This window comes from Streptomyces sp. NPDC058000, from assembly GCF_042886435.1.
Classification (GTDB): domain Bacteria; phylum Actinomycetota; class Actinomycetes; order Streptomycetales; family Streptomycetaceae; genus Streptomyces.
This window is the reverse complement of sequence record NZ_JBHVQS010000052.1, coordinates 1-21,646: the sequence shown is the minus strand read 5'-3', so window position 1 is coordinate 21,646 and position 21,646 is coordinate 1. Positions and strand designations below refer to the sequence as shown.

General features: G+C 71.6%; 22 protein-coding genes. 15 read left to right on the top strand and 7 right to left on the bottom strand.

Annotation, left to right across the window (positions count from 1 at the left end; all coding sequences use genetic code 11):
- Positions 1–89 precede the first annotated feature (89 nt).
- From ACFVT2_RS33640 to ACFVT2_RS33630, 3 genes are all read left to right on the top strand, one after another.
- Positions 90–953: a DMT family transporter gene (locus ACFVT2_RS33640; protein WP_390024158.1), complete on the top strand. Its 864-nt coding sequence runs from the start codon at positions 90–92 to the stop codon at positions 951–953.
- 65 nt (positions 954–1,018) lie between these two features.
- Entirely contained in the window at positions 1,019–1,549 is a 531-nt protein-coding gene (locus ACFVT2_RS33635; RefSeq protein WP_390024156.1) for a PadR family transcriptional regulator, read from the top strand.
- Between the two features lie 345 nt (positions 1,550–1,894).
- On the top strand, positions 1,895–3,073 hold the full coding sequence (locus tag ACFVT2_RS33630) for a DUF2306 domain-containing protein (RefSeq protein WP_390024154.1): 1,179 nt from the start codon (positions 1,895–1,897) through the stop codon (positions 3,071–3,073).
- 114 nt (positions 3,074–3,187) lie between these two features.
- On the opposite strand, the gene ACFVT2_RS33625 is transcribed toward ACFVT2_RS33630, so the two are convergent.
- A complete protein-coding gene (locus tag ACFVT2_RS33625; protein ID WP_390024152.1) occupies positions 3,188–3,712 on the bottom strand; it encodes an AAA family ATPase in 525 nt (174 codons plus the stop codon).
- 320 nt (positions 3,713–4,032) lie between these two features.
- Positions 4,033–4,665, bottom strand: a complete 633-nt coding sequence (locus tag ACFVT2_RS33620; RefSeq protein WP_390024150.1) for a hypothetical protein — start codon at positions 4,663–4,665, stop codon at positions 4,033–4,035.
- A gap of 224 nt (positions 4,666–4,889) precedes the next feature.
- On the opposite strand from ACFVT2_RS33620, the gene ACFVT2_RS33615 reads away from it, so the two are divergent.
- Complete coding sequence (locus ACFVT2_RS33615) at positions 4,890–5,357, top strand: hypothetical protein (RefSeq protein WP_390024148.1); 468 nt, start codon at positions 4,890–4,892, stop codon at positions 5,355–5,357.
- A gap of 76 nt (positions 5,358–5,433) precedes the next feature.
- Positions 5,434–6,066: an AAA family ATPase gene (locus tag ACFVT2_RS33610; RefSeq protein ID WP_390024146.1), complete on the top strand. Its 633-nt coding sequence runs from the start codon at positions 5,434–5,436 to the stop codon at positions 6,064–6,066.
- 42 nt (positions 6,067–6,108) lie between these two features.
- Here the strand turns inward: ACFVT2_RS33610 and ACFVT2_RS33605 are convergent, their stop codons facing one another.
- On the bottom strand, positions 6,109–6,816 hold the full coding sequence (locus ACFVT2_RS33605) for a hypothetical protein (RefSeq protein WP_390024144.1): 708 nt from the start codon (positions 6,814–6,816) through the stop codon (positions 6,109–6,111).
- 86 nt (positions 6,817–6,902) lie between these two features.
- A complete protein-coding gene (locus ACFVT2_RS33600; RefSeq protein WP_390024142.1) occupies positions 6,903–7,922 on the bottom strand; it encodes an AI-2E family transporter in 1,020 nt (339 codons plus the stop codon).
- A 625-nt stretch (positions 7,923–8,547) separates the two neighbouring features.
- Between ACFVT2_RS33600 and ACFVT2_RS33595 the strand changes: the two genes are divergently transcribed.
- Both ACFVT2_RS33595 and ACFVT2_RS33590 read left to right on the top strand, forming a co-directional pair.
- Entirely contained in the window at positions 8,548–8,703 is a 156-nt protein-coding gene (locus tag ACFVT2_RS33595) for a DUF6131 family protein (RefSeq protein WP_390024140.1), read from the top strand.
- A gap of 193 nt (positions 8,704–8,896) precedes the next feature.
- On the top strand, positions 8,897–9,247 hold the full coding sequence (locus ACFVT2_RS33590; RefSeq protein ID WP_390024138.1) for an Ig domain-containing protein: 351 nt from the start codon (positions 8,897–8,899) through the stop codon (positions 9,245–9,247).
- Positions 9,248–9,374: 127 nt separating this feature from the next.
- Here the strand turns inward: ACFVT2_RS33590 and ACFVT2_RS33585 are convergent, their stop codons facing one another.
- On the bottom strand, positions 9,375–10,421 hold the full coding sequence (locus tag ACFVT2_RS33585) for a serine/threonine dehydratase (protein ID WP_390024136.1): 1,047 nt from the start codon (positions 10,419–10,421) through the stop codon (positions 9,375–9,377).
- A gap of 121 nt (positions 10,422–10,542) precedes the next feature.
- On the opposite strand from ACFVT2_RS33585, the gene ACFVT2_RS33580 reads away from it, so the two are divergent.
- The 5 genes from ACFVT2_RS33580 (at position 10,543) to ACFVT2_RS33560 (ending at position 14,760) form a co-directional block, all read left to right on the top strand.
- Complete coding sequence (locus ACFVT2_RS33580) at positions 10,543–11,292, top strand: HAD family hydrolase (protein WP_390024134.1); 750 nt, start codon at positions 10,543–10,545, stop codon at positions 11,290–11,292.
- A 321-nt stretch (positions 11,293–11,613) separates the two neighbouring features.
- On the top strand, positions 11,614–12,237 hold the full coding sequence (locus ACFVT2_RS33575) for a hypothetical protein (RefSeq protein WP_390024132.1): 624 nt from the start codon (positions 11,614–11,616) through the stop codon (positions 12,235–12,237).
- A 33-nt stretch (positions 12,238–12,270) separates the two neighbouring features.
- Positions 12,271–12,801 (top strand): MarR family winged helix-turn-helix transcriptional regulator, encoded by a 531-nt coding sequence (locus ACFVT2_RS33570; RefSeq protein ID WP_390024130.1) that lies wholly within the window; start codon positions 12,271–12,273, stop codon positions 12,799–12,801.
- The gene (locus ACFVT2_RS33565) at positions 12,792–14,081 is read left to right on the top strand and encodes an MFS transporter (RefSeq protein ID WP_390024128.1); all 1,290 of its coding nucleotides are present in this window, start codon (positions 12,792–12,794) and stop codon (positions 14,079–14,081) included. Before ACFVT2_RS33570 ends, ACFVT2_RS33565 begins: the two co-directional genes overlap by 10 nt.
- Before the next feature lie 82 nt (positions 14,082–14,163).
- A complete protein-coding gene (locus ACFVT2_RS33560) occupies positions 14,164–14,760 on the top strand; it encodes a Type-2Aa cytolytic delta-endotoxin (protein ID WP_390024126.1) in 597 nt (198 codons plus the stop codon).
- A 210-nt stretch (positions 14,761–14,970) separates the two neighbouring features.
- Here ACFVT2_RS33560 and ACFVT2_RS33555 read toward each other — a convergent pair whose 3' ends face one another.
- Positions 14,971–16,272, bottom strand: coding sequence for a glycosyltransferase 87 family protein (locus ACFVT2_RS33555; protein WP_390024124.1), 1,302 nt, complete (start codon positions 16,270–16,272; stop codon positions 14,971–14,973).
- A 230-nt stretch (positions 16,273–16,502) separates the two neighbouring features.
- A complete protein-coding gene (locus ACFVT2_RS33550) occupies positions 16,503–18,536 on the bottom strand; it encodes a hypothetical protein (RefSeq protein ID WP_390024122.1) in 2,034 nt (677 codons plus the stop codon).
- A 244-nt stretch (positions 18,537–18,780) separates the two neighbouring features.
- Here ACFVT2_RS33550 and ACFVT2_RS33545 point away from each other — a divergent pair, with 244 nt between their 5' ends.
- The 3 genes from ACFVT2_RS33545 to ACFVT2_RS33535 are packed head-to-tail and all read left to right on the top strand — an operon-like array spanning position 18,781 to position 21,535.
- The gene (locus ACFVT2_RS33545) at positions 18,781–19,920 is read left to right on the top strand and encodes an NAD-dependent epimerase/dehydratase family protein (RefSeq protein ID WP_390024120.1); all 1,140 of its coding nucleotides are present in this window, start codon (positions 18,781–18,783) and stop codon (positions 19,918–19,920) included.
- Positions 19,921–19,970: 50 nt separating this feature from the next.
- Positions 19,971–20,465, top strand: coding sequence for an NUDIX domain-containing protein (locus ACFVT2_RS33540; RefSeq protein ID WP_390024119.1), 495 nt, complete (start codon positions 19,971–19,973; stop codon positions 20,463–20,465).
- Positions 20,462–21,535 (top strand): galactokinase, encoded by a 1,074-nt coding sequence (locus tag ACFVT2_RS33535; RefSeq protein WP_390024118.1) that lies wholly within the window; start codon positions 20,462–20,464, stop codon positions 21,533–21,535. Before ACFVT2_RS33540 ends, ACFVT2_RS33535 begins: the two co-directional genes overlap by 4 nt.
- Positions 21,536–21,646: the final 111 nt, after the last annotated feature.

Here is a 21,646-nt window from a genome sequence, read left to right as displayed (position 1 = left end):
CGTCGAAGGCTCGGGTGGGGGCCGGGTCCAGGGCGGTCGGCGCCGCGGGGCGGTGGTCCCCACGGGGCGACCGGGCGGGGAATCCCGTAGTGCTGGCCATCGCGGGGTCGGCGTGCATCTCCGCCTCGGCCGTCTTCATGAAGCTCTCCGGGACGAACGCCGGAACGGCGGCGTTCCTGCGCTGCGCACTGGCACTGTTCCTGCTCGTTCCGCTCGCCTGGCGGGAGGTGCGGCGGATCGGTCCGCGGCCGGTGCGCTACCAGGTGATGGACGTCGGCGCCGGGGTGCTGCTCGGCGTTGACATGGTGTTCTGGGCAGCCAGCGTCCTCGCCGTGGGCGCCTCGGTCTCCACGGTGCTGCTCAACGTCCAGGTGGTGGTCTTCCCGCTGCTCGCCCGGCTGGTGTCGGGGACCCGACTGCCGGGGCGGTTCGTACTGATGGCCCCACTGATGCTGGCCGGGGTGGCGCTGGCGAGCGGGGCGATCGGGCATCCGCAACCGGGCAGTGACCCGGTCGCCGGGGTGACGTTCGGAACGGCGGCGGGGGTGGCGTACGCGGGATACCTCTTCCTCATGCGGCTGGGTGGCGGACGGGAGCACACCCTCACCCCGGTGTGCCTCTCGACCGCGGCGGCCGCGGCGACGGCGGCGGTGATGGGCGGGCTGTGGACCGGGATCGACCTGAACCCGGGCTGGCCGGCGTGGGCTTGGCTGATCACGCTCGCCGTCGTCGGGCAGGTCCTTGCCTGGCTGCTGATCACCTCCGCGTTGCCGCGACTGGCACCGAGCGTCGGTGCCGCGCTGTTGCTGCTCCAGCCGGTGATGGCCTTCGGGCTCGGCGTCGCGATCGGCGAACGCCCGACCCCGACCCAGGCCGCGGGCTGCGCCCTGGTGGTCGCGGCGGTCTGGCACAACAGCCGGCCGGTGCGGGGGCGTCGGAGGGCGTCCGGATGAGGTGGCGGTGCCCGTCCGTCCCGAGGGCGCGCCACCCGGACGCTGCGCCGCGATACGGTCACGGCATGGCTGATTCCCCTCGGGCAGACCCCCGCCTGACCACGCCGTCCTTCCTCGTGCTCGGCTTCATCGACCAGTTGGGCGAGGCCAGCCCGTACGACATCAAGGGCGCGGCCGCCAGCACGGTGGCCCCCTTCTGGTCGATGCCGCACGCGCAGGTCTACGCGCAGTGCGACCGGCTCGTCGCGGCCGGCCTGTTGTCGGAGTCCCGGCAGGCGGGCGGGCGCAACCGGCGGCTGCTGAAACTGACTCCGGCGGGCCGGGCGGCCTTGCAGGAGTGGCTCACCGACTCGGCCTTCGCCCCCGTCGAGGCGCGGGAGCACGGCGTCCTCAAGCTGTGGTTCGGCGGGCGGCCGGAGGTCCACTCCCCCGTACAGCTCGAAGCACACCACCGCACGCTCGCGGAGTACGAGGAACTCACCGAGGAAGTAGGGGAGTTGCTGACGCGGGGGCAGCGCGAGGCGTTGGAATTCGGCATCCGCTACGAGCGGATGATGATTGATTTCTGGCAGTGGGTGGAGCAGCGCGGCAAGTAGGACGCCAGGCAGGAAACCGCGGCCGACGGCACCGAACTGGCGGCCGGCGCCGCTGTCCATCCGCCGCCCATACTCCGCCCATCCGCCTCCCATCCACCGCACACGCGGCGCCACTTGGGACACCCGCCCTCCCTCCTGCCTCCACCCTCCTCCCCATTTCTCCACCAACGCCACGTGTGTCCTACCGGTGCGTAAAGAAGAGGCCGCGCCGCCCATTGACCACGGCACGGATCCCCCTTACGTTCGCGATAGTCCAATTAGGACCATCTGGTAAGGACCATTGAGCAAGGATCGTCATCGGTCACCGGGCCAGTCAGGGACAGGGCCGCGATCCAGGGAGTCGCCATGAACCGTCCGAGGAGGGCCACCTGGCGCCACACGGCCACCATCGCCGTGGTCGCCGTCTGTGTGGGGTACGCACCGATCGCGATGACCGAGCTGTGGCCGTACGTGCACCGGGGCGCACCGGCCGTCGGCGAATGGCTGCTGGGCCGGGCGGTGTCGCCGCGGTACGTCGCCGACGCCCTCGCCACCCGCATCGGCCCGTACGGGCGCAGCCTGGTCGCGATGATCCTCCATTCGGTGTTGGGCGGCGTCCTGATGCTGCTCGGGCCCGTGCAACTGCTCTCGGCGGTCCGGCGGCGCATCCGGCTGCACCGCGCCCTGGGCGTGGTGTTCGCGCTGACGGTGTACGCCTCGATGGCGGGCGCCGCGATCTATCTGGCGCGGACCGCGCCGCGTGACGCCTTCAGCGGACCGGCGTTCTGGATCGTGCTCGCCACCATCCTCGTCGGCACCGTCCTGAGCGTCACGTTCGGCATCCTCGCCGCCGTCGGCAACCGCCCCGACCTGCACCAGCGGTGGATGTTGCTCTGCTACGGCTACCTGATGACCGCGCCGCTGCTGCGCCTTGAGTGGGGCGCGCTGCCGGTGCTCCTGCCCGGGCTCTCCATGGCAGACGTCAACCGCGTCGCGGTCATGCACCTCGGGTCGGTCGTCGCCTTCGGGGCGCTGCTCGCCTCCCGCGCGATGGACAGACGGGACACTGTCCCCGGGGTACGCGGCACCTGGGTGCCGATGTCCGTGCTCGCCGCGGCCCACGTGGTCGGTGCGCCGGCCCTCGTCTGGATCGTCAGGTCCTTCCTGGGATGGGGCGCCACGGGACACCGTCTGCTGGCCGCCTACCTGATCCCGTTCCTCGCGACCTACCTCATCATGTTCGTCTGCCAACGGCGGGCGGGCCGGGGCGGCAGGAGTTGGGCGCGCGAGGAGTGGCGGCTGCACCTGGTCGCACTGTGCCTGGCCCCGCTCTTCTCCGCCGGCGCCGGGCTGTTCTTCGAACGCTATACAGGTCTGGACCGGCGTACCGCACTGGCCGCGGGGATCGCCATCGGCTGCGGGATGTTGGCCTTCGCAGCGACCACGACGGTCAGTCTGCGGCTGGTGTTCGGACGCGAGGCACTCAAGCGGGAACGACTGACTGCCACGGCTCGGCCGGAACCGGACCCGGCCCGGGTGGGGTGAGTCGAGGGACGACACCGAGTCGTCGACCGGACTACCGCAGGGCACGCCAGGCCCGAACGCATCCCCGGCCTGGCTTGGTCGATAGGCGGGAAGCCGCGTACGCCAAGGCTGAGTTCACGCGAGCGACGGCCAGCGATCGGCGGCCCACTCCAGCCACCCCGACCATCCAGGCGGCGGGGCTCCAGTGTCATGTCCATCGAGTTCGGCGGCGTCTGGTTCCTCGAAGAGCGTCCTCCAACGCACAAGGTCCGCTTCGCTCATCGGGAAGGTCTGATCCGGGGTGGCCGACTGGCGATGGGCAATTCGAGCACGTTGGGTCTCATGATCCACCGGCACGTACACAAAGCGGCAGGTTGCACCCACAGCCTCCACCAACCAGCGGATCGCGGACCTCTCGTCACGGGACCAGCAGCCGAAATCGAGGGCCACGTTGGTTCCAAGTCTCAACGCCTCCAGACCGAGCCAGAGCAGCCGCCCTTCCAGCACGTCGCGCTTCCCATCGGCCTCCGGCTCGCCGAACAGGGGAATCATCCACTCATCCGGCGTCAGCCGCAGCGCGCTGTGCGCCTGGGCGAGTTGCCGAGCCCTCGTGGTCTTTCCGGCCCCGGGCAGGCCGATCGTCAGGAACAACGTGGTCACCTCCAAATCATCATCACGAAACTCAAACGCACGACAACTGCTTTCTCTGCCGAAACGGCCCGGCCGCGCCAGGGCCGGCAGCGCTGTGACCCCCAGTGGCGGTGCCACACCCTTCCCAGACAGGTGGACCCATTCCCGGACAGCCCCAGCGACGGGAACACCGCACCGGCCTCGCGGAGCGCCGGATCAAGGGCGGAGGATCTGCCGGTGTCCTGTCCGAAGTCGGCCCGCCAGACGTACGGCGTCGCAGCCCTCTTGGCCGGTAGTGCCGGCGCAGGTCTACGGCTGGTGTGCGGTTCTGCGCACCAGCCGCAGACGCGTTACCGGACGCTGAGAGTGAGTGTCGTCCAGGGGCCTGGGGCTGGTTCGGGGACGGGCGCGAGGAGTTGGCCGTGGACCGCGGGTGTGGTGCTGAGGCGCAGGTCCAGGTCGAGGCGTCTGTTCATGTCCAGCTCGATCCGGCCGTAGGGATTGACGTGTGTCCAGAACAGCGGCCAGGGACCGCCCGAACCGGTCCGGCGAGGCCCGCCGCCTGCCCTGGAGCGCGGTGATGAACTCGCCCGCGTCCTGCGGCTGGCCCAGCGCCGCGTGGTGCACGTCGCGGTTGTCCTCGCGGTGAGCCATCCGCGGGGTCGCTCACTGACGAGCCGCGCCATCTCGTGCACCCGCAGATCGCTGGTGTCGGGGCAAACAGTTGCGAAGTCGCTCGCGTCCGGGGAGTCGGCTGCCGACAGCACGGCATCGAGCAGTTCGGCGGGCCCTCCGCGGCTGACGAACCGCCGACGTCGGAGCACATCCCGGTCGGCCCGCAGGCGGCACACCGTCACCGCGGCCTGCGGAATCTCGTCGATGTGCACGCCGTGGGCGGGATCGACGACGCCGGAAACGATGAGGCACCGTGCGCCGGCCACCCGGAACCCGGCCATCACCGCGGCCAAGTTGTGCGCCTTCATGTGGCGAGTCGACGACCGGCCCGGCGTCATGCCCCGGATTATCACGATCGCGTCCGCGCCCGTCGAAGGATTTAGCGCGGTCCAGCAGGATCGGACGGGTGCCGACTCAACCAGGCAGCCGGCAAGTACGTCTTACGGACAGCCGCAATCCACAATCCGCAGCTCACAGCTCACAGCCCGCAGCCCGCAGCCCGCAGCCCGTATGACAGAAAGCTCGGCAGTCCATGTCCCCGCAAGCCCGTCGCCGTTCCCTCGGCACTGTCTGTCTCACGCTGGGCGGGCTCGTCCTGGCCTGCCTCGTCGTCGGTTCCGGACTGTGGGCCAAGGACCACACCGTCTGGTTCAAGCGGTTGCGGGGCGGCAACGCCTGGGCCCTGACCTACCAAGGTGATGCCGTCGGCGGCCCGGGGCGCGCCACCGCCGTCCGTTACCGGTTCAACCCGGACAGTTTCCTGCCGGCCCACCGCGTCGAACGGCTCGGCCGCACCCCGCTCCCGTGGAGCAGCCACGTACTGGTCAACACCGGAGAGCCGGCCCGGGTGGAGGTGGAGCCGGCAGGTGACACGGTCGCGACGTGCCGGATCCTTCTCGACGGTGTCCGCGTGGTCGCCGAGGGCAGGTCTCCCGCCCCTGGGCGCCCCGCTGTCTGTGAGGTCACCACCAGCAGCACACCCGAAAAGTGGCCGCACTGATCCGCGCCGAACGGTCAGGCGCCGCGGAACCTCCGCGGCGCCGGCCGCACGCGCCTCCCCCCCATAAGGTCGAGACATGCTTCTGTGGATCAACGGCCCCTTCGGCGGCGGCAAGACGCAGACCGCGCATGAACTCCAACGGCGCCTCCCCGGCAGTGTCCTCTGCGACCCGGAACACGTCGGTTTCGGTCTGCACCGCATGACACCGCCGCACCTCCGCGGCGACTTCCAGGACCGCCAGGCGTGGCGCCAGGGCGTGTACGAGGTTCTCGACCTCGTCCTCACCCGGCACCCCGGCCCGGTGATCGCCCCGATGACGATCACCGAGCCGGCCTACTTCGAGGAAACGGTCGGTCGGCTGCGCGAACGCGGCCACGACGTCCGGCACTTCGCCCTGCTCGCCGACCGCGAAACCGTACTCCGGCGACTGAGGGAGCGCGCCTTCGGCCGGGCCGTGCAGGTCGTCGCCGGTAAGGACGCAGCCCTGCGGCGGGAGAGCTTCGCCGTGTCGAAAGTCGACCTGTGCCTGGCACGGCTACGCGAACCGCAGTTCGCCGAGCACGTCTGGACCGACCACCTGACGATCCATCAGGTCGCTGGCCACATCGCCGCCTCGGCCGATCTGACGCTCGCCCCGAACACCGACAGCCCGCTCCGAGCCCGACTCCGCCGTGCCTGGACCGGCGTCCGGCACATCCGCTTCGGCTGACCCGTGCCGAGGCCGGCCGGGCCAGCTCATCCGACCGAAGGACTACGCATAACGGCCGGCGCGCCCATACTCATCCGCCAGCCGGACGACCCGTTCGGCCAGCGGTCCCAGCTCCGGTTCCCGGCGCACCGCGGCCCGCGCCAGTCGCGCGACCTCAGCGGCCCATCCCCGCCGATCTGCCCCCGCCTCATCCCTCTCGCATACCTCTGGCACCTCCCATACCTCCCGCACCTCGTGCGGTTCGCCGATGCGGGCGAAGCCGCGGTCGAGCAGGCCGCGGGCTTCATCCGGGTGGTGCCTGGCCAGCGCCTTGACCGCCCCGAGGGCATTGGCCAGGGCGCTGGCCGGCCGCGACCATTCGTCGTCCCGGGCGCGCGCCCGCGGGTTGTCCCGGTCGTAGTCCGGGTCGTCCGCGATGGACTCCGTACGTACGGACAGGTCGAGCCGCCAGAACAGCGGCAGCCGGGCGAAGCGGACGAACAGCAACCGGCGCCGGTCGGAATGGCGGAAGTCGGGATCGCAGCGCACTTCCGCCACCGGCCGCACCCGCCCCAGTACGCCCTCCACTCGCGCCAGGCACGCCGCGAATGCGCGGTCCGGCACGACCCATTCGACGTCGATGTCGCTGTAGTCGTCCGCGGTGCCCGCCGCCAGGGAGCCCAGCAGCAACGCCCGTGAACCGGGGCAGTCGGCCTCCAGGGCGGCTCGCACCGCGTCCGCGAGCGCCTGGCGGTCCGCGGCACAGTCCATGGCGGAAGCGTAGGGCAGCCTCGGCCGACCCGTGCCCAGGTCGTCGACCGCTGAGCCGTCCCGACCCTCACCCCACCGAACAGGCCCTAACTGCGCAGCGCGCCGTACACCGACCACACCACCGACACCAGCGGCACCGCGACGACCGCTCCGAGCACCCCGGCCGTGACGCCCCCGCAGACCACCGCCAGCGCCACCACCACCGGGTGCAGGCTCACCGCGCGGCTCATCACCAGGGGGTGCAGGACATGACCTTCGAGCTGACCGATGACCACGATGAGCAGGACGACGAGCAGGGCCACCAACGGGCCCTTGGCCGCCAGGGCCACCACGGCGGCCACCGCCAGCGCGACCGGCGAGCCGATGAGCGGGATGAACGCCGCGAAGAACTCCAGGACGGCCAGGGGCAGGACCAGCGGAACGCCCAGCACGAACAGGGCGCAGCCCACGAGGACGGCGTTGGTCGCGGCGATCAGCACGATGCCGCGGGTGTAGCCGGTGAAGGTCGTCCACGCCGCGCACCCCGCCGTACGCGCCGCACTGCGTCCGCGCTCCGGCAGCTGGCCGCCGAACCACAGCCACATCCGGCCGCCGGAGTGCAGGAAGAAAATGGAGCAGAACAGGGCCAGCACCGCCACCGTCAGGACCTCCGCCAGGCGGCCCACTCCGCTGAGCGCGGTACTGATCAGGTTGGCGCGATTGCTGGACACGAAGTGCGAGACCCACGTTTGGAGGTGGGCGAGGGAACCGTGTTGGAGATGGAACGGCGGGCCTTCGAGCCACCGCTCGATCCGCGCCACACCGCCGGTGAACACCTCACGCAGACCGGGCCACGCATCGGCCACGTTGGCGCCGATCAGGCTGAGTACGCCTAAGAGGAGCACGATCCCCAGCAGCAGTCCGAGGGTGACGGCCGCGGAGCGCGGCAGCCACCGGTCCAGCAGACCGGTCAGGGGTTCCAGGAGCGCGGTGAGCACCAGGCCCAGGAACACCGCCAGGGTGACGAGGTGGAACCGCCCCAGCGCCATGAACACCACGTAGACGGCGACGCCCACGACGAGCAGCCGCCACCCGTAGGCGGCGGCCACCCGCAGTGGCCTGGGCACGACGACGGCCTCGCGCAGCCGTGAGCCCGGGATCCCGCCGGCCGGCCGCCTCGTGGGCCACCGTCTCCGACGCAGGACGGCCCGTCGCGCCGCGGCCGCGGCATCCCGCGGCCGGCGGCTCGGGTGGGCTCGGCGGGCTCCGTTCGACACCTTGAGCCGCCACCTCCTCCCACCCACGGGCCTCCATGGGGGCCCTCCTGCCACGGGCCCTGAAGGGACCGGTATCACCGCTGGGCGGTCACCGAACGCGACCGGCCGGTATTCCCTCGAAGGCACCCGGCGGGCGTCGTCTGGCCTCGTCCGTCGTCATCCGGCGTCGCTGGCTGCTGGACGCGGTGTCGCCCCGCTGGGGAGTTCCGCCGGAGAGTCCCGCCGGGCCCCGTCCGGTCCCGGTCCGCTCCTGCTCCGCCTCCGCTCCGTACCACTGGGCACCGCCGCGCCGGAAACCTTCCAGGGTACTGCGCGGCGCCAGCGACGCCCCGGGCCGATCGTCCGGCCCCGGCGTGCCGATACCCGGCGTGACCTGGCCCGTTACGCCCGCCCCACCCTGCCGCGAGAGGAGTTGCCGTTACTCCGACTGAGGCACACAGTGAAAGAGAAGAATCGAACGAGATCGGAGCACATCGTGGTCGTTCTCGGCATCATCTTGCTCATCATCGGCTTTCTGACCGGCCTGGCCTTCCTATGGACCATCGGCATCATCCTCCTCGTCGTCGGCGCGGTCCTGTGGCTGCTCGGCGCCGTGGGACACGCGGTCGGCGGACGGCGACACTACTGGTAGCTGCCGGTAGCTGCCGGCGACACCGCTGGCAGCGGCTACGGGTAGCGGCCGGTGGGAGCGGCCGCCGGCAGGACTTCTGGGAATCGGCTCGTTCGTCCGCGGGGATGCCCGGGCCCGCGGAAGCACCTCACCGGCGCCCCACCGCGGGGCGGTCCAGAGCCAGTCAGGAGACGGACGGCAGGAGACAGACGGTATGAGTGCGGAAGCGGACCACGGTGGGACGACGTACACCATCCAGCCGGCCGGCGGAAGCGGGCAGCACGCCGGTCACCACCAGACCTTCCCCCATCCGCTGAAGGCCCGGGTGGTGGACAGTCAGGACCAGAGGCCGGTGACGAAGCTGCCGGTGACCTTCGCCTGGGATTCGCTCAGTCAGCAGGCCCTCTTCGACGGCGACCAGGCCGTCGTCACCGTGCTCACCGATCCGCAGGGTTACGCGGAGACCCCTCGGCTTGAGGCCGGCGACGCGGCCGGCACCGCGGCCTTCACCGTCACTGCGGCCGGCGCGCCCCCGGTCCACGTCGAGATCATGGTCGATCGCTGAATCACGGTCGATCGCTGAATGGTCCACACCGCCGGGCGCACCGCCAATGGTGCACGGCGGCCCCCCGCTCCCGGGCCCGCAGTCCACTGACCGCTGCGCTCGGCCCGGGAGTTGCCGCCCCGGCTCGTCAACCAACCAACGTCCGGACGTCGGTGTTGGCTCCGCACAACACGATGCCGGTCGTCGGGCCCTTGGCCGGCTCCGCGCCCCTGCGGGGCGGCCAGGCATCCTCACTGCCGAGGGGACTCGCCTGCCACGCGGCCCAGGCGGCCAACGCGGTGGCCGCCGCATGCTCGACCGCGATGCGCTGCTCCGCCCACAGCGTCCCGCGGGCGCGCACGATCTCGGAGTCGGACACGGTCACGCAGTACACCCCGTCCTGTTGCGCGGCGTGCAGGGCCGGCGCGGAGACCCGCCGGGCGCCCAGCGAGTCCGCGGCCACCGAATCCACCGTGACGTCGACCGGTCGTCCGGCCCGCACGGCGGCGTTCAAGGCAGAGCAGTTCTCCGGTTCGGCGGCGATGACGCGGATGCCGTGGTGCCGGGCGGCGGCCGCCACTCCCGCGAACAGTCCCCCGCCACCGACCGCGACGACGACGGTGTCCAGGTCCGGCACCTGCGCGCGGAGCTCGTCCAGGACGGTTCCGGCACCGGCGGCGATCAACGGGTGGTCGTAGGCGTGCGAGGCGAGCGCGCCGGTCGCGGCGACGAACTCCCGGCACTCCGCCAGTGCCTCCGCGTACTCCGCGCCCACGAGTCGCACCTCGGCTCCGTACGCGGCCAGTTTCGCGACCTTCACCTCCGGTGCGGTCTTCGGCAGGAAGATGGTGGCGGGCACACCGTGCTGCTGCGCGGCCCAGGCACAGGCCAGTCCCGCATTGCCGCCGGAGGCGAGGGTGACGCCGACGTCCGGCAGGGTTCCGGCGGCACGGTGGGCCAGCAGGAAGTTCTGCGCACCGCGTGCCTTGAACGACCCGGTGTGCTGCATGTACTCCAACCCCAGCCACACCGGCCCGCTACCGGGCGGCTCCGCCGCACCCTCCGTGCCCGCCGCTCCCGTGGTGCTCCGTTGGAACGCCGCCACGTCGAGCGGCGCGACGGCGAGCAGCCGCACCTGCCCGGCGATCCGCCCGGCCGCAGCCGTCACCTCGTCGTAGCTCAGGTCCTCACCCATCACTCGCCCCTCACTCCCCACAACTCTTCCTCGAACAACGGCCCGCCCCCTCCCTCCACCCTACGCAGCCCGCGCCCCGAACTGCCCCGGCACAGACACTGACCCGCGATACAAAGGCGGGATGCATCGCATCCCCGTCTGCGGCCCAGAAGGCCCCCTGCGCGTGTCCCCCACCGCCCATGCCCCGGGACCGCACCCGATAGCGGAACCCCCGGTCCGGGCCGTGCTCTTCGACTTCTCCGGGACGTTGTTCCAGATCCGCTCGTACCCGGAACGGATCCGGGCGGCGCTCCCGCAGCCGGTCGACGACGCGGCAATGGAGCGCATTCTCAACGGACTTGAGGCAGGTCTCGTCGACCCGGACGTGGTGGCGGCGCAGCGCGCCCGCGACGTCTCACCGGAGGCGCACCGGCACGCCTTCACCACCTGGTACTCCTCGGCGCCCGAACTGGCACCGTTCGCCGACGCACTGTACGCGCACCTCAAGACCCCCGAGCAGTGGCAGCCGTACGCCGACACCGGGTCCACGTTGCGACGACTGGCGGACAGCGGCCTGGCGTTGGGCATCGTCAGCGATGTCGGCTGGGACCTGCGCCCCACCTTCGCTCACCACCGCCTGGACTCCTACTTCTCCTCCTGGGTGCACTCCTACGAACACGCCACCGAGAAGCCGGATCCGCGGCTGTTCCACCACGCCTGCGACGAACTCGGCGTCGAGCCGGCCGCGACGCTCATGGTGGGCGACCATCCCGCGAAGGACGGCGGCGCGGTCGGCGCGGGCCTGCGCTCCTACGTCCTGCCCGCGGGCGCCGCACCCGGCTCGTACCGCGGGCTGGCGGCGGTACTGCGCCTCACCGCGGTCGGCTCGTGACTCGTGAGGGGCCCGCCCACCGTGACGTTCTTGTGCGCGGCATGCTGCTGTTCGGCCGCACCTGTTGCGCAGGATGCCCTGCGCGCGGGTGCATCAAGGAATGGCAGGGGTTCGTCAAGGCCAGCAACCGCAGGGAGCGGTACGCGGGTCGGCGGGCGGCACGCCGCCGTGTCACCGGAGGGGACGACGGCTGACTGCGGAGCAGGAGCGGCGGGGAACCGCTGCACCTCGGCAACGGGGAAGTGAGCCGCTGGCCGGATCGTTGCGCCGGCGGCCGCTTCACCGGTGCTGCCGGCCGGTGACTGGGCTATGGTCGCCGGCATGCGCGGCGTACGGGTGGTGCTCATCGGAGGGACCTCGAATGTCGGCAAGTCGACGGTGGCCCAAGTGGTCGCGGAGCGACTGAAGTTCACCTACCGGTCGACGGACAGACTGGCCCGGCATCCGGGGCGCCCCTGGCGGACACCGGAACGGGCCGTCCCGGCGCATGTCGCCGAGCACTACGCCACGCTCCCGGTGGACGAACTGATCGACTCCGTCCTCGATCACTATGCGCGGCTCTGGCCCCGCATCGAGGCGCTGATCACCGCCCATGCGACCGGGGAGGCGGCGGAGACGGGGCTCGTTCTGGAGGGCTCGGCGCTGTGGCCCACCCGAGTCGCCGGGCTGACGGTCCCGCACACCGCCGCCGTATGGCTCGCCGCCGATCAGGGCGTCGTGCGCAGCCGGGTGCACGCCGGCGGCGGCTACCCGACGGCAACGGCCGAGGAACGGCAGCTCATGGACAAGTTCCTGGCCCGGACCGAGCGTTACCAGGAGCTCATGCTGTCCGTCGTGCACCGCCTCGGTCTCGATTGCCTCGACGCCGGGGACGGCCGGTCGCCCGGCGAACTCGCCGACGCTGTCCTGGCGATCGTCGCGGCACAGCCCTCGAACGAATCATGACAGCACTTATATAAGCACTGTTATTGTGGTGGGATGGGTGAGCAGAGGGCGGACGGGCGGGGCACTGCGGCGGGGGCCGCGAGCGATCCGAGTCGGGAGAGTCTCTGGCGGCCGTTGCGGGCGCTCCAGGAGGCGATGGATGCGGAGATCGCGCGGGTCTACTCGGAGCGGCGGATCGAGGGGCTGAAGCCGAGCTTCGTACGGGAGATGCTGCGGCTCGACGCCTGCGGGCCGATGACCATCGGCGAGTTGGCGGAGTCGGTCGGCCTCACGCATTCGGCGCTCAGTCAGAAGGTGGCCGCGATGCGGGCGGCCGGCTGGGTCGAGACCGTGCCCGGCGAGGACGCGCGGAGCAAGAAGGTGACGCTCACGGCGAAGACCCGGAAGGTCGTCGGGCGGCTGGCGGCGGAGTGGCGGGCCACCGAGGCCGCGCTCGCCGAGATCGAGGCCGAGGTGCCGTATCCGCTCAGCAGGGTCGTCGTCGACATCGAGCGGGCACTGGAACGCAAGAGCTTCCACGACCGGATCGCGGAGAAGCTCGCCGGGGATCCCGCGTGGGAATGAGGCGCGCGTTGATCGACGTCGCTCCACTGCGTGCGTCGCGGGCCTTCCGGCGGCTGTGGGTCGGGCAGACGCTGTCCGGGTTCGGTGGCCAAATGACGGTGGTCGCCGTGATGTTCCAGGTGTGGCAGACGACGCACAGCACCACCTGGACCGGTGCGGTCGCGCTGGCCCAGGCCGTTCCGCTCATCGCGCTGGGGCTCTTCGCCGGGGCGGTCGTCGACCGGGTGGACCGGCGGAAGTTCTATCTGGCGATGACGGCCGGGCAAGCCGTTTCCTCGGTGTTGCTCGCGGTGCAGGCGTTCGTCGGCGGCGTACCGGTGGTGGGGGTGGTGGTGCTGGTGGCGGTGCAGTCCTGTTTCGTGGCGGGGGGCGGGCCGGCGTCGAAGACGTTCGTTCCGGCGTTGCTGCCCCGGGAACAGTTGGCGGCCGGGCTGGCGTTGCGGCGGATCTCCTTCCAGGGCGCGATGTTGGTCGGACCGGCGGTGGCCGGACTGGTGCTGGGTGGGCTGGGGGTCGGTGCCTGTTACGCGATCGACGCGGTCAGCTTCGCCGGGACGTTGTACGGGGCGTGGGGGCTGCCGTCGATCACCGTGGAGGGCGGGGCGACGGCCCGTTCCGGGGTGCGGGGCGTCCGGGACGGGCTGGTCTTCTTGGCACGCACACCCGTCATTCGCGGGGCGCTGCTGACGGATCTGGCAACCACCGTGCTGTCGATGCCGATCAGCCTGTTCCCGCTGGTCAACGCCGAGCGGTTCGGGGACGATCCGCGCACGCTCGGATTGTTCCTGTCCGCGATCGCGGTCGGCGGCATCGGTGCGTCGCTCTTCTCCGGGACGTTCACCCGGCTTCCGCGGCCCGGTCTGGTCATGCTCGGCGGGTCGGCCGCCTGGGGCCTGGCGCTCACCCTGTTCGGCCTCGCGCCCGGCAGATGGCCGGGGCTGGCCTGCCTGGTCCTGGCGGGTGCGGCGGACACCGTTTCCGTGGTGTCCCGGAACACCCTCGTCCAGGCGCACACCCCGAACGCGCTGCTGGGCCGGGTCGGCGCCGCCGAACAGATCGTGGGGCAGGCCGGTCCGGACGTCGGCAACATGCGGGGCGGGGTGGTGGCGGATGCGACGTCGGGGGTGACGGCGCTGGTGAGTGGCGGGGTGTTGTGCGTGGTGGCGGTGGTGTGGGTGGGAGTTGCGACGCCGGGGTTGCGACGGGGTTCCACCGGTGCGGCCGACGGCGCCGATCCCGGTGACGCAGGTGACGTGGACGGCTTGGCGGCTCCGGGGTGAGGGTGGTGGAAGGGGCGGAGAGCGGCAGAGGCATACTTGCCCGTCGGCGCGACGCGATCTTTCCCGCATGTGAGGAGCAGTCATGTCCGACCAATCCACCACCGAGAAGACGGCGTTCAAAACGGTCTTCGAGGTGAGCCCCGCCGCCCTGGGACAGGTACAGGCCATTGCCGACACCTTCCAGTACGCGATCGCGCCAGCAACCGTGGACTTCGACTTCGGCGAGATCAGCCGGGCCGCGAGCGCCATCCCCGACAGTTCCACTGTGAAGATCGTTCGGGGTTGGGGGCTCCAGGAGACCGCGCCCATCGGCGTCATGGTGATGTCGCTCAGGGAGGCCGTCCGCCAGGCGCTCGCCCAGCCGTTCGGCAACCCCGCCTTCTGGGAGCGGACCGAGGCCGCACTCACCGACGTCTTCGTCGGCCTGGGCGGTCAGAAGGGCCCCCACCTCTCCTTCTACGGTGACTCCCCCGACACCACGAGCTACTACTACGACCTGCTGTTCGCGCTCCAGGACGAGGAGACCGAAGGGTACGTCTACGCCCTCGCGTTCTGTGTGAACGTGACGATCGCGCTGAGCGCGGACCAGGCCGGTGCGCTGACGATGGACGACGTCGCACAGTGCGCGATCCGGCTGAACGCGATGGCGGTACGGCAGCCGGTGCGCGCGGCGGCCTGACGGCGGTGGTGGGGAGCGATCCCCACCACCATCCGGTCGGTACGAGGGGAACGGCGGCCCACGTCAACCGCCGTACCTCCGCCCGGAGTCCGATGACCAGGGTCAGGGCTCCCCCGGGAGGACACGCTGCACGCACGGCGGCACGGCGCCGGGGCCGAACCCCAGGCACCCGAGCCGTGCCCCCGTGACCGAGCAGCGTGTCCGTCGCCTTCAGCGGGGGACGTGGGAGATCGGGCCCACCGGGTCCCGCCGGTCTGCGGTCGGTGCCGGCAGCTGCCGGTGGTCGTCGGGCCGGTCCGTCGACAGGCCGGCGGCGAAGCGGGGCCAGGTGAGCAGGACGATGGGGTAGATGGCGTAGCCGATACGGGTCGCCGGGGACAGCACTATCGCCAGGATCAGGCCGAGAGCCAGCCGGTCGGCGCCGGCCACGGCACTCCGCGGCGGGCGGAACAGGAGCGATGCCCCCACACCCAGGGCGCTCAGCCCGATGAGTGCCACGGTGACCGTCTCGCCGTGGGGAACGAGGGTGCTGATCAGGTGCCCGAGCAAGGGGCTCTGGGCGGAGGAGGCCGTGGGGCCGAGGCCCAACGGGTAGAGGACGACGTTCTGGTAGAACGCGCCGCTGTCCACCAGGGCCGCAGGCAGGACGGCGCACACGGCGATCCCCAGGGCTCCGGCCGCGCACTTGGCCGCGGCACGCTTCCCCTTGGATACCGCGAGGACGGCGACGAGCACCGGGATGGCCGGCCAGGCGGTCCACTTCAGCGCGGCCGCCAACCCCAGGGCCAGGCCCGCGCGTCCGGCGGCGCCGCGCTGGGTGAAGGCGAGGGCCAGGCATATCAACCCGATGACCGGCGGGTCCACGCCTCCGATGGTGAGCGGGAGCGCGACGACGGGGCAGGCGATCAGCCACAGCACCCCGGTCCGGCCGGAGGTGCCGCGCGAGGTGGTGGCCTGACCGATGCTCAGGTTCCGGCCGCGCGTCAGCACCCGCACGGCCCCCGCCACGGCCGCGAGGAAGCCGATGAGGAACCACAACCGGGCGCTGGTGAACGGGGCGTCGCCGAACAGCATGTGCGGTATCCCGAAGAGCGCCATACCGGGGAGGTAGGGATTGAAGTCCCGGACCACCTGCGGTGTGGGGTGGTACGGGGTACCGGAGGCGAACAGCAGGTCGGCCGCCCGTTCCACCACGCCGACTTCCATCTGGGCCTTGCTGATCACCGTCAGGTACACCAGGGGGACGACCGCCGCCCCGACCACCGCGACCACGGCCGGGGTCGGCGCCCACGGCGTGGACGTCTTCGCCGCGATCAGTGCGGCACAGCCGTACCCCAACGCGGCGGCCAGGCCCCATGCTTCCTGCGACGTGTCGGCGGGTGAGAGCAGCCCCACCACGAGCGCGGACACCGCGCAGACCACCAGCAGCGGCCAGTCCCACCGCCGGCCGGCGCGTGGCGACCTACCGGCGGCCGTGGTGCCCGACTTCCGTGCGCGAACGTCCAGCAGCATCAGGCATCGGCCCTTCGCGCGGTCCGGGAGCCGAGGGCAGCCGCGCCGCACCTCCGCGGGTGGATACCGGATGCGGGCAGGCCAGGTGGGGGGAAGTTGGTGATCACGAGGCGACTATACGCGCACTGTATACATGCCGCGTATACAGGGGTTGTATATAGCGGCTGTATACCCGTTGCCGGGAAGGCGCCGCCCGCCCCGGTGTGCGGGGCGGGCGGGCGACTCGGAGGTCACACCTCCAGGGCGAGATGGATGCCTTCGTAGGCGAGCCACTGGGCGTGGGTGTGGAGTCCGTAGTGGAGCTCCGTGACGGGCTTCCAGCCCGGTGGGGGCGGAGGCCAGGCGGCGCCCTGGGGGGCGGGATGCGTGGCGGGTCCGGGTGGGGCGAGGGGGACGGGGCGGACCGCGGTGCGTACGGCCTCGGCCAGTTCGACGGCGGTGACCGGGGCATCCGCCAGGCCGACCACCGGTTCCGGGGGTGGCGTGCGGAGCAGTTCCGAAAGGGCGGTGACCAGATCGCGGGTGTGCAGGGGGCGCAGGGGTTCGGCGGGGTCGTCGAGGGTCAGCGGGAAGCTGCGCAAGGCGTCCCAGACCAGGCGGCCGATGCGCGAGTTGTGGGGGCAGCCTGGGCCGTAGAGGTCACCGAGGCGGAGGGCGAACTCGGCGTCATGGGTGGGGAGTTGGAGGGTGAGGGTCAGAGTGTGGTGGGTGTCGGGCGGCTCGGGTTGCGGGAGGGTGAGGGCGGTGAGGTCCAGGAGTGCGGGGGCGGGGTGACCGGTCGGCCGGTGGGGCGAGGTGGTGACCCGGTGTCCGGCGTCGGCCAGCCCGCGGACGAGGTGTTCGCCGAGGGGGGTGGCGGTGCCGACCACCTCGACGTGCGGGAGATCGCTCCGGTCGGCATCACCGCGGACGCGACCACTGCGGTCGCAACCACTACGGTCGCGATCACTGCGGTCAAGATCACTGCGGTCAAGATCACCGTGGCAGGGATCGGGGTCACTGCGACGAGGGTCGGGGTCACTGCGGCGGGGATCGGGGTCACTGCGGCGGGGATCGGGGCGGCGGGAATCGGACCGACGGGAGGCGCTTCGGCGGGCAGCGCTCCGGTGAGAATCGCTCCGGTGGGACGCGGACGGCGCGTCGCGGAACCGGCGGGCCGGTCGGGTGCGTTCGGCCGTCTCGTGGCCGGCTTCCAGACCGGCCAGGGTGATCCGCGCCAGTTCGTCCCGCTGCTCGGCGATCCGGTCCTCCGACTGGGCGTAGCTGATCCCGCCGGGGCCCACGGTGGCGAGGGCTTCGGCGAGTACGGCCGGGTCGGGCAAGGCGTCCGTTGCGGGGGCCGGGCCGGAGTGGTCGTCGGGACCGGCGGTCGCCGGATCGCAACGGAGTCCGTCCCTTCGGTGGACGAATCCCATCGTGAAGGCGGTCAACCAGGCCCCCTTGGCCGCCTCGGGGGCAGTGACTTCGGCCATTCGCACAATGGCTGGTTGATGCCTTTCCGGGCGGACGCCGGCGCCCTCCAGGTACTGCTCGCAGTCGATATGGAGCCAGCGGCCGGTGCCCTGGGCCGCACCCGGGGCGGACCCCTCGCCGGGGCCGTCGACGCGTACCGCACATTGCGCCACACCCTGTTTGAAGAACGGCAGCACCCGCAGACCGGTCAGCCGCGCCCCTTCGCGCCCGGGAACGTCCTGGGGCACGAAGCACACCGAACGGCGCGGTCCGCGGAAGGCATTGCCGGAGATGCTGCCGTGGTCCTCGTGTTCGGCGAGGCTGGGCACCGAAACGTATGACGGGATTCCGTGTGCGCGTAAGTAGTGGTTCATCAGGATGTCGTCTGGCCAACTGTCAAGGTGGCGTCGGCCGAAAGCCGCAAATCCGGAGGCGACTTCCCTGGGAAGAATGATGGCCACGCAGGGGAAGTACTCGTTGACGGCGCCCACCCATCGGGCACCCGTCAGGGCACCGAAACGCACCGCGGCGCCGTTCCGGGAGTCCCAGAGCGCGAAAAGCGCGAGAGCGGCGTTCGGCATCTCGGCAATCGCCATCCGGGCGCGTGCGAAGAACGTATCGGAAAGGATCATGTCGTCCTGGACGACGAGCTGATGCGTGGCACCGTCCTCGATTGCCTCCCAGGCGCACAGTGCGGTCCGCAATACGGACGGTTTGCCGGCCGGGTCGGGGTCCATGACGACCTGCAGCGCTCCCGGTGGCGCGTCCCGCGCCAGCCGTTCCGCCGCCGCGCGGCGTTTGGGGTGGGTCATCACCGCTCCGCTCAGCCGATAACGCATCATCAATTCCTCCGGTTCTCCGCTTTTCCGGCCCGCCGGGCTTTTACGTCGGGCCGGGTCGATCCGGCACAGGTGAATCCGGACAGTACGGCGGTCCGGATGCGCGCCGCAAGACTGCCGAAATGGCGCTCTGGCCACCGGAATCGGCGCCGGACATGCTGACCGCTGGCCCACGCCGGGCCGGCTCGTGCTCCGTTATGCGGGAAGAGAGGGACCCATGCCCGGAACGGTGAACGGAAAGAAGAACGTCGGGGCGCACGACAATGCGAACGGTAATGGCGCTGCCGGAACGGGGAGTCCGGCACACGATGTCTTCGAGGAATCGGTGGAGTCGCGACTGGAGAAACTCCGGGATTCCCGGGTGGTGGTGACCGGCGGTGCCGGACTGGTCGGCAGCCGACTGGTCCGACTGTTGCGCCGGGCGGACGCCGAAGTGACGATCCTGGACCGGCTGGACGCCTATCCGGATGCGGTGCACTCCACACTGTTCGGGGTCGACCGTCTCGGGGCGGATGTGGTGGTCGGGGACATCTGCGACCGCGAAGCGGTACGCCGCGTGCTCACCGGCGCCGACTACGTGGTGCACGCCGCGGCATATGCCGACGTGGCGGCCTGCACCCGGCGACCGGACATCGCCTTCCGGGCGAACATCCAGGGCACCGAGGTGGTGTTGGAGGAGGTCGCGGCCTCCGACGTGCGCCGGCTGGTGCTGGTGTCGTCGGCCGCGGTGTACGGGAACGGCGATCCCGCCATACGGGGACCGCAGGTCTTCCGCGAGGACCAGCAGTTGCTCCCGGTATCGGTGTACGCCAACTCCAAGCTCTGGGCGGAACATCAGACCCGGTTGCTGCTGAGCGGACCGAACACCCCGGAGTACGCGGTGCTGCGGTACTTCTCCGTCTACGGCGATCCGCAGATACCCAAGCCCGGCAGTCACTCGTGGATGGTCGCCTGGCTGTCCATGCAGGCCCGGCTGGGCCGCCCGATGCGGCTCAACGGGGGCGGAGTCCAGGTACGCGACCTCGTCCACGTCGAGGACGTGGCGGCGGCCACCGCGCTCGCCCTCGTGGAGGAGGGGATGGCCGGGGCGACCGTCAACGTCGGTACGGGCGCGCCGACATCGGTCCGCGAGGTCGGCGAACTGATCGCCCCGCATTTCCCTCGGGCACACTTCATCACCACTCCCCTACCGGAAGGCGATCCGCTGGGCGGCTATGCGGCCACCGAGCTCTGCCGCGAACTGCTGCGCTGGGCACCGCGGATCGACGTCCGGGCGGGCGTGGAGCGGTATGTGCGTTGGCTGTCCACCACCCCGCACGCGGTGCCGTCATGGCTGACCGCCGAGCCCGCCGCATGACAACCTGCCACCACACATATGGACAGGACGCCAGGAAAGGTGACATCCAGGTGAGTTATGTCGGCTCGTACCTCTGGGAGCTGCGGCAGAAGGTGGGCAGTCGGTCGCTCCTCGTGCCCGGTGCCCAGGTCCTGCTGTTGGACGCGGCCGGCCGGGGGCTGTTCCAGCAACGTGCGGACACCGGTGTGTGGGAGCTGCCGGCCGGTGCGTGCGAGGAGGGCAGCGACTTCGCCGGGACGGCCCAGCGGGAGCTGGCGGAGGAGACCGGGCTGCGCGTGGAGCGGGGCGACCTGGAGGCGTTCGGCTCACTGTCCGATCCCACGGTCCACACCCTGACCTATCCCAACGGCGACATCACCCACTGCTTCGCGCTCTGCTTCGTGGCCCGCCGGTGGTCCGGGGTGCTCTCCCCCGGCCGGGACGAGGTGACCCGGGCGCAGTTCCGGGTGCTGGCGGATCCGCCGGGGCCGCTGCATCCGCCCACCGCTGTGGCCCTGGAGATGTTCCGGGAGTTCAGCTCGACCGGGAGGTTCCAGGCCCGATGAACGGACCGACGACGGTGTCCGGAGCGGACGAGGGGGCGGTGGTGCCCGACGCCGCCCCGACGGCGGGGCCTGCGGTGGTGCCGTGCCGGGCGTGCCTCTCCGGGGAGGACCTGGACTGGCTGGGCGGCAGGTCGGTCAGCCTGGCGCTGGATCTGATGACCTCGGTCACGGTGCGGCCACCGGGTGCCCGGCCGTCCGCCGGTGCGGTACCGGACGGTGGTGCGGTATCGGCCGGTGGTGCCGGTGCCTGGGCAGACGAGGTGTGGGCGTTCCTGCGTCGACGGCTGCCCGGCCTCGGTGCCCGGCCGCCGGCCGTGACCGCGTACAGCGACGCGCCGGCGGCCAGCGGACTGTCGTCGTCGACCGCGCTGATCGTGGCGCTGTTCCGGGCGTTCACCGGGGCCGCGGTGCCGGCGGCCGGGGGCGGCGGGAGCTGGCCGGTCCCGGCGCGGACGCTGGCCCGGTGGGCGTACGAGTTCGAGTTCGCGATCTTCAACGGTGGCGGCATGGATCATCTCGCGGTCATCGCCGGCGGTCTGCTGCTGCTGGACGGGCGGACCACCGGTCTGCCGGAGATCCGGCATCGGACCGCGTTCCCCGACGAGTGGGCGGTGGTCGTGCTCGACTCGGCGACCAGGAAGGACACCAGCGACCACATCCGTTCGGTGCGCGCGCAACTGGCCGCCGGGGACGCCCGGCTCGCCGCGTACCGGGAGCGGTCCGACGCGGCTTCGGCCGCGGTGTGGGAGGCCGTGCGGGGCCGTGATCTGTCCGGCCTCGGTGCGGCGATGAGCCGGGCGCACTGCGCGATGCGGGACCTCCAGGGCATGTCCACACCGCTGTTGGAGGAGCTGCGGGAGCTGGCCCTGCGCTCCGTCGGGCTCCCGTTGAAGCTCAGCGGGGCCGGCGGCGGCGGGGCGCTGGTCGGCGTCTGTCCGGCCGCCGACCAGGCCGAGGTGGTGGCGCGGCTGCGGCGGGCGCTCGGCCCGGCGCACCCCCGGGCCCGGGTGATCCCGGCCCGGGCCGCGGCGGGCCTGGCGCCGGAGATCGCCGCGGCACCGACCCCGTAGGCGGGGTTCCCCGCGCCTAGGGCCTGTCCGGTGGATCAGGGTCGGATAGGCCGCGGCGTCTGGCGCGGTGCATCGCAAGGCGCCGGAGCGGCCTGATAGCGGAGCTATTGG

Excerpts from the sequence above, each read along its gene's own strand:
- ACFVT2_RS33635 (WP_390024156.1), top strand. The coding sequence starts at position 1,019 with ATGGCTGATTCCCCTCGGGCAGACCCCCGCCTGACCACGCCGTCCTTC.
- ACFVT2_RS33630 (WP_390024154.1), top strand. The coding sequence starts at position 1,895 with ATGAACCGTCCGAGGAGGGCCACCTGGCGCCACACGGCCACCATCGCC.
- ACFVT2_RS33620 (WP_390024150.1), bottom strand. The coding sequence starts at position 4,665 with ATGAAGGCGCACAACTTGGCCGCGGTGATGGCCGGGTTCCGGGTGGCC.
- ACFVT2_RS33615 (WP_390024148.1), top strand. The coding sequence starts at position 4,890 with ATGTCCCCGCAAGCCCGTCGCCGTTCCCTCGGCACTGTCTGTCTCACG.
- ACFVT2_RS33610 (WP_390024146.1), top strand. The coding sequence starts at position 5,434 with ATGCTTCTGTGGATCAACGGCCCCTTCGGCGGCGGCAAGACGCAGACC.
- ACFVT2_RS33605 (WP_390024144.1), bottom strand. The coding sequence starts at position 6,816 with ATGGACTGTGCCGCGGACCGCCAGGCGCTCGCGGACGCGGTGCGAGCC.
- ACFVT2_RS33590 (WP_390024138.1), top strand. The coding sequence starts at position 8,897 with ATGAGTGCGGAAGCGGACCACGGTGGGACGACGTACACCATCCAGCCG.
- ACFVT2_RS33585 (WP_390024136.1), bottom strand. The coding sequence starts at position 10,421 with ATGGGTGAGGACCTGAGCTACGACGAGGTGACGGCTGCGGCCGGGCGG.
- ACFVT2_RS33580 (WP_390024134.1), top strand. The coding sequence starts at position 10,543 with ATGCATCGCATCCCCGTCTGCGGCCCAGAAGGCCCCCTGCGCGTGTCC.
- ACFVT2_RS33575 (WP_390024132.1), top strand. The coding sequence starts at position 11,614 with ATGCGCGGCGTACGGGTGGTGCTCATCGGAGGGACCTCGAATGTCGGC.
- ACFVT2_RS33570 (WP_390024130.1), top strand. The coding sequence starts at position 12,271 with ATGGGTGAGCAGAGGGCGGACGGGCGGGGCACTGCGGCGGGGGCCGCG.
- ACFVT2_RS33560 (WP_390024126.1), top strand. The coding sequence starts at position 14,164 with ATGTCCGACCAATCCACCACCGAGAAGACGGCGTTCAAAACGGTCTTC.
- ACFVT2_RS33555 (WP_390024124.1), bottom strand. The coding sequence starts at position 16,272 with ATGCTGCTGGACGTTCGCGCACGGAAGTCGGGCACCACGGCCGCCGGT.
- ACFVT2_RS33550 (WP_390024122.1), bottom strand. The coding sequence starts at position 18,536 with ATGACCCACCCCAAACGCCGCGCGGCGGCGGAACGGCTGGCGCGGGAC.
- ACFVT2_RS33545 (WP_390024120.1), top strand. The coding sequence starts at position 18,781 with ATGCCCGGAACGGTGAACGGAAAGAAGAACGTCGGGGCGCACGACAAT.
- ACFVT2_RS33535 (WP_390024118.1), top strand. The coding sequence starts at position 20,462 with ATGAACGGACCGACGACGGTGTCCGGAGCGGACGAGGGGGCGGTGGTG.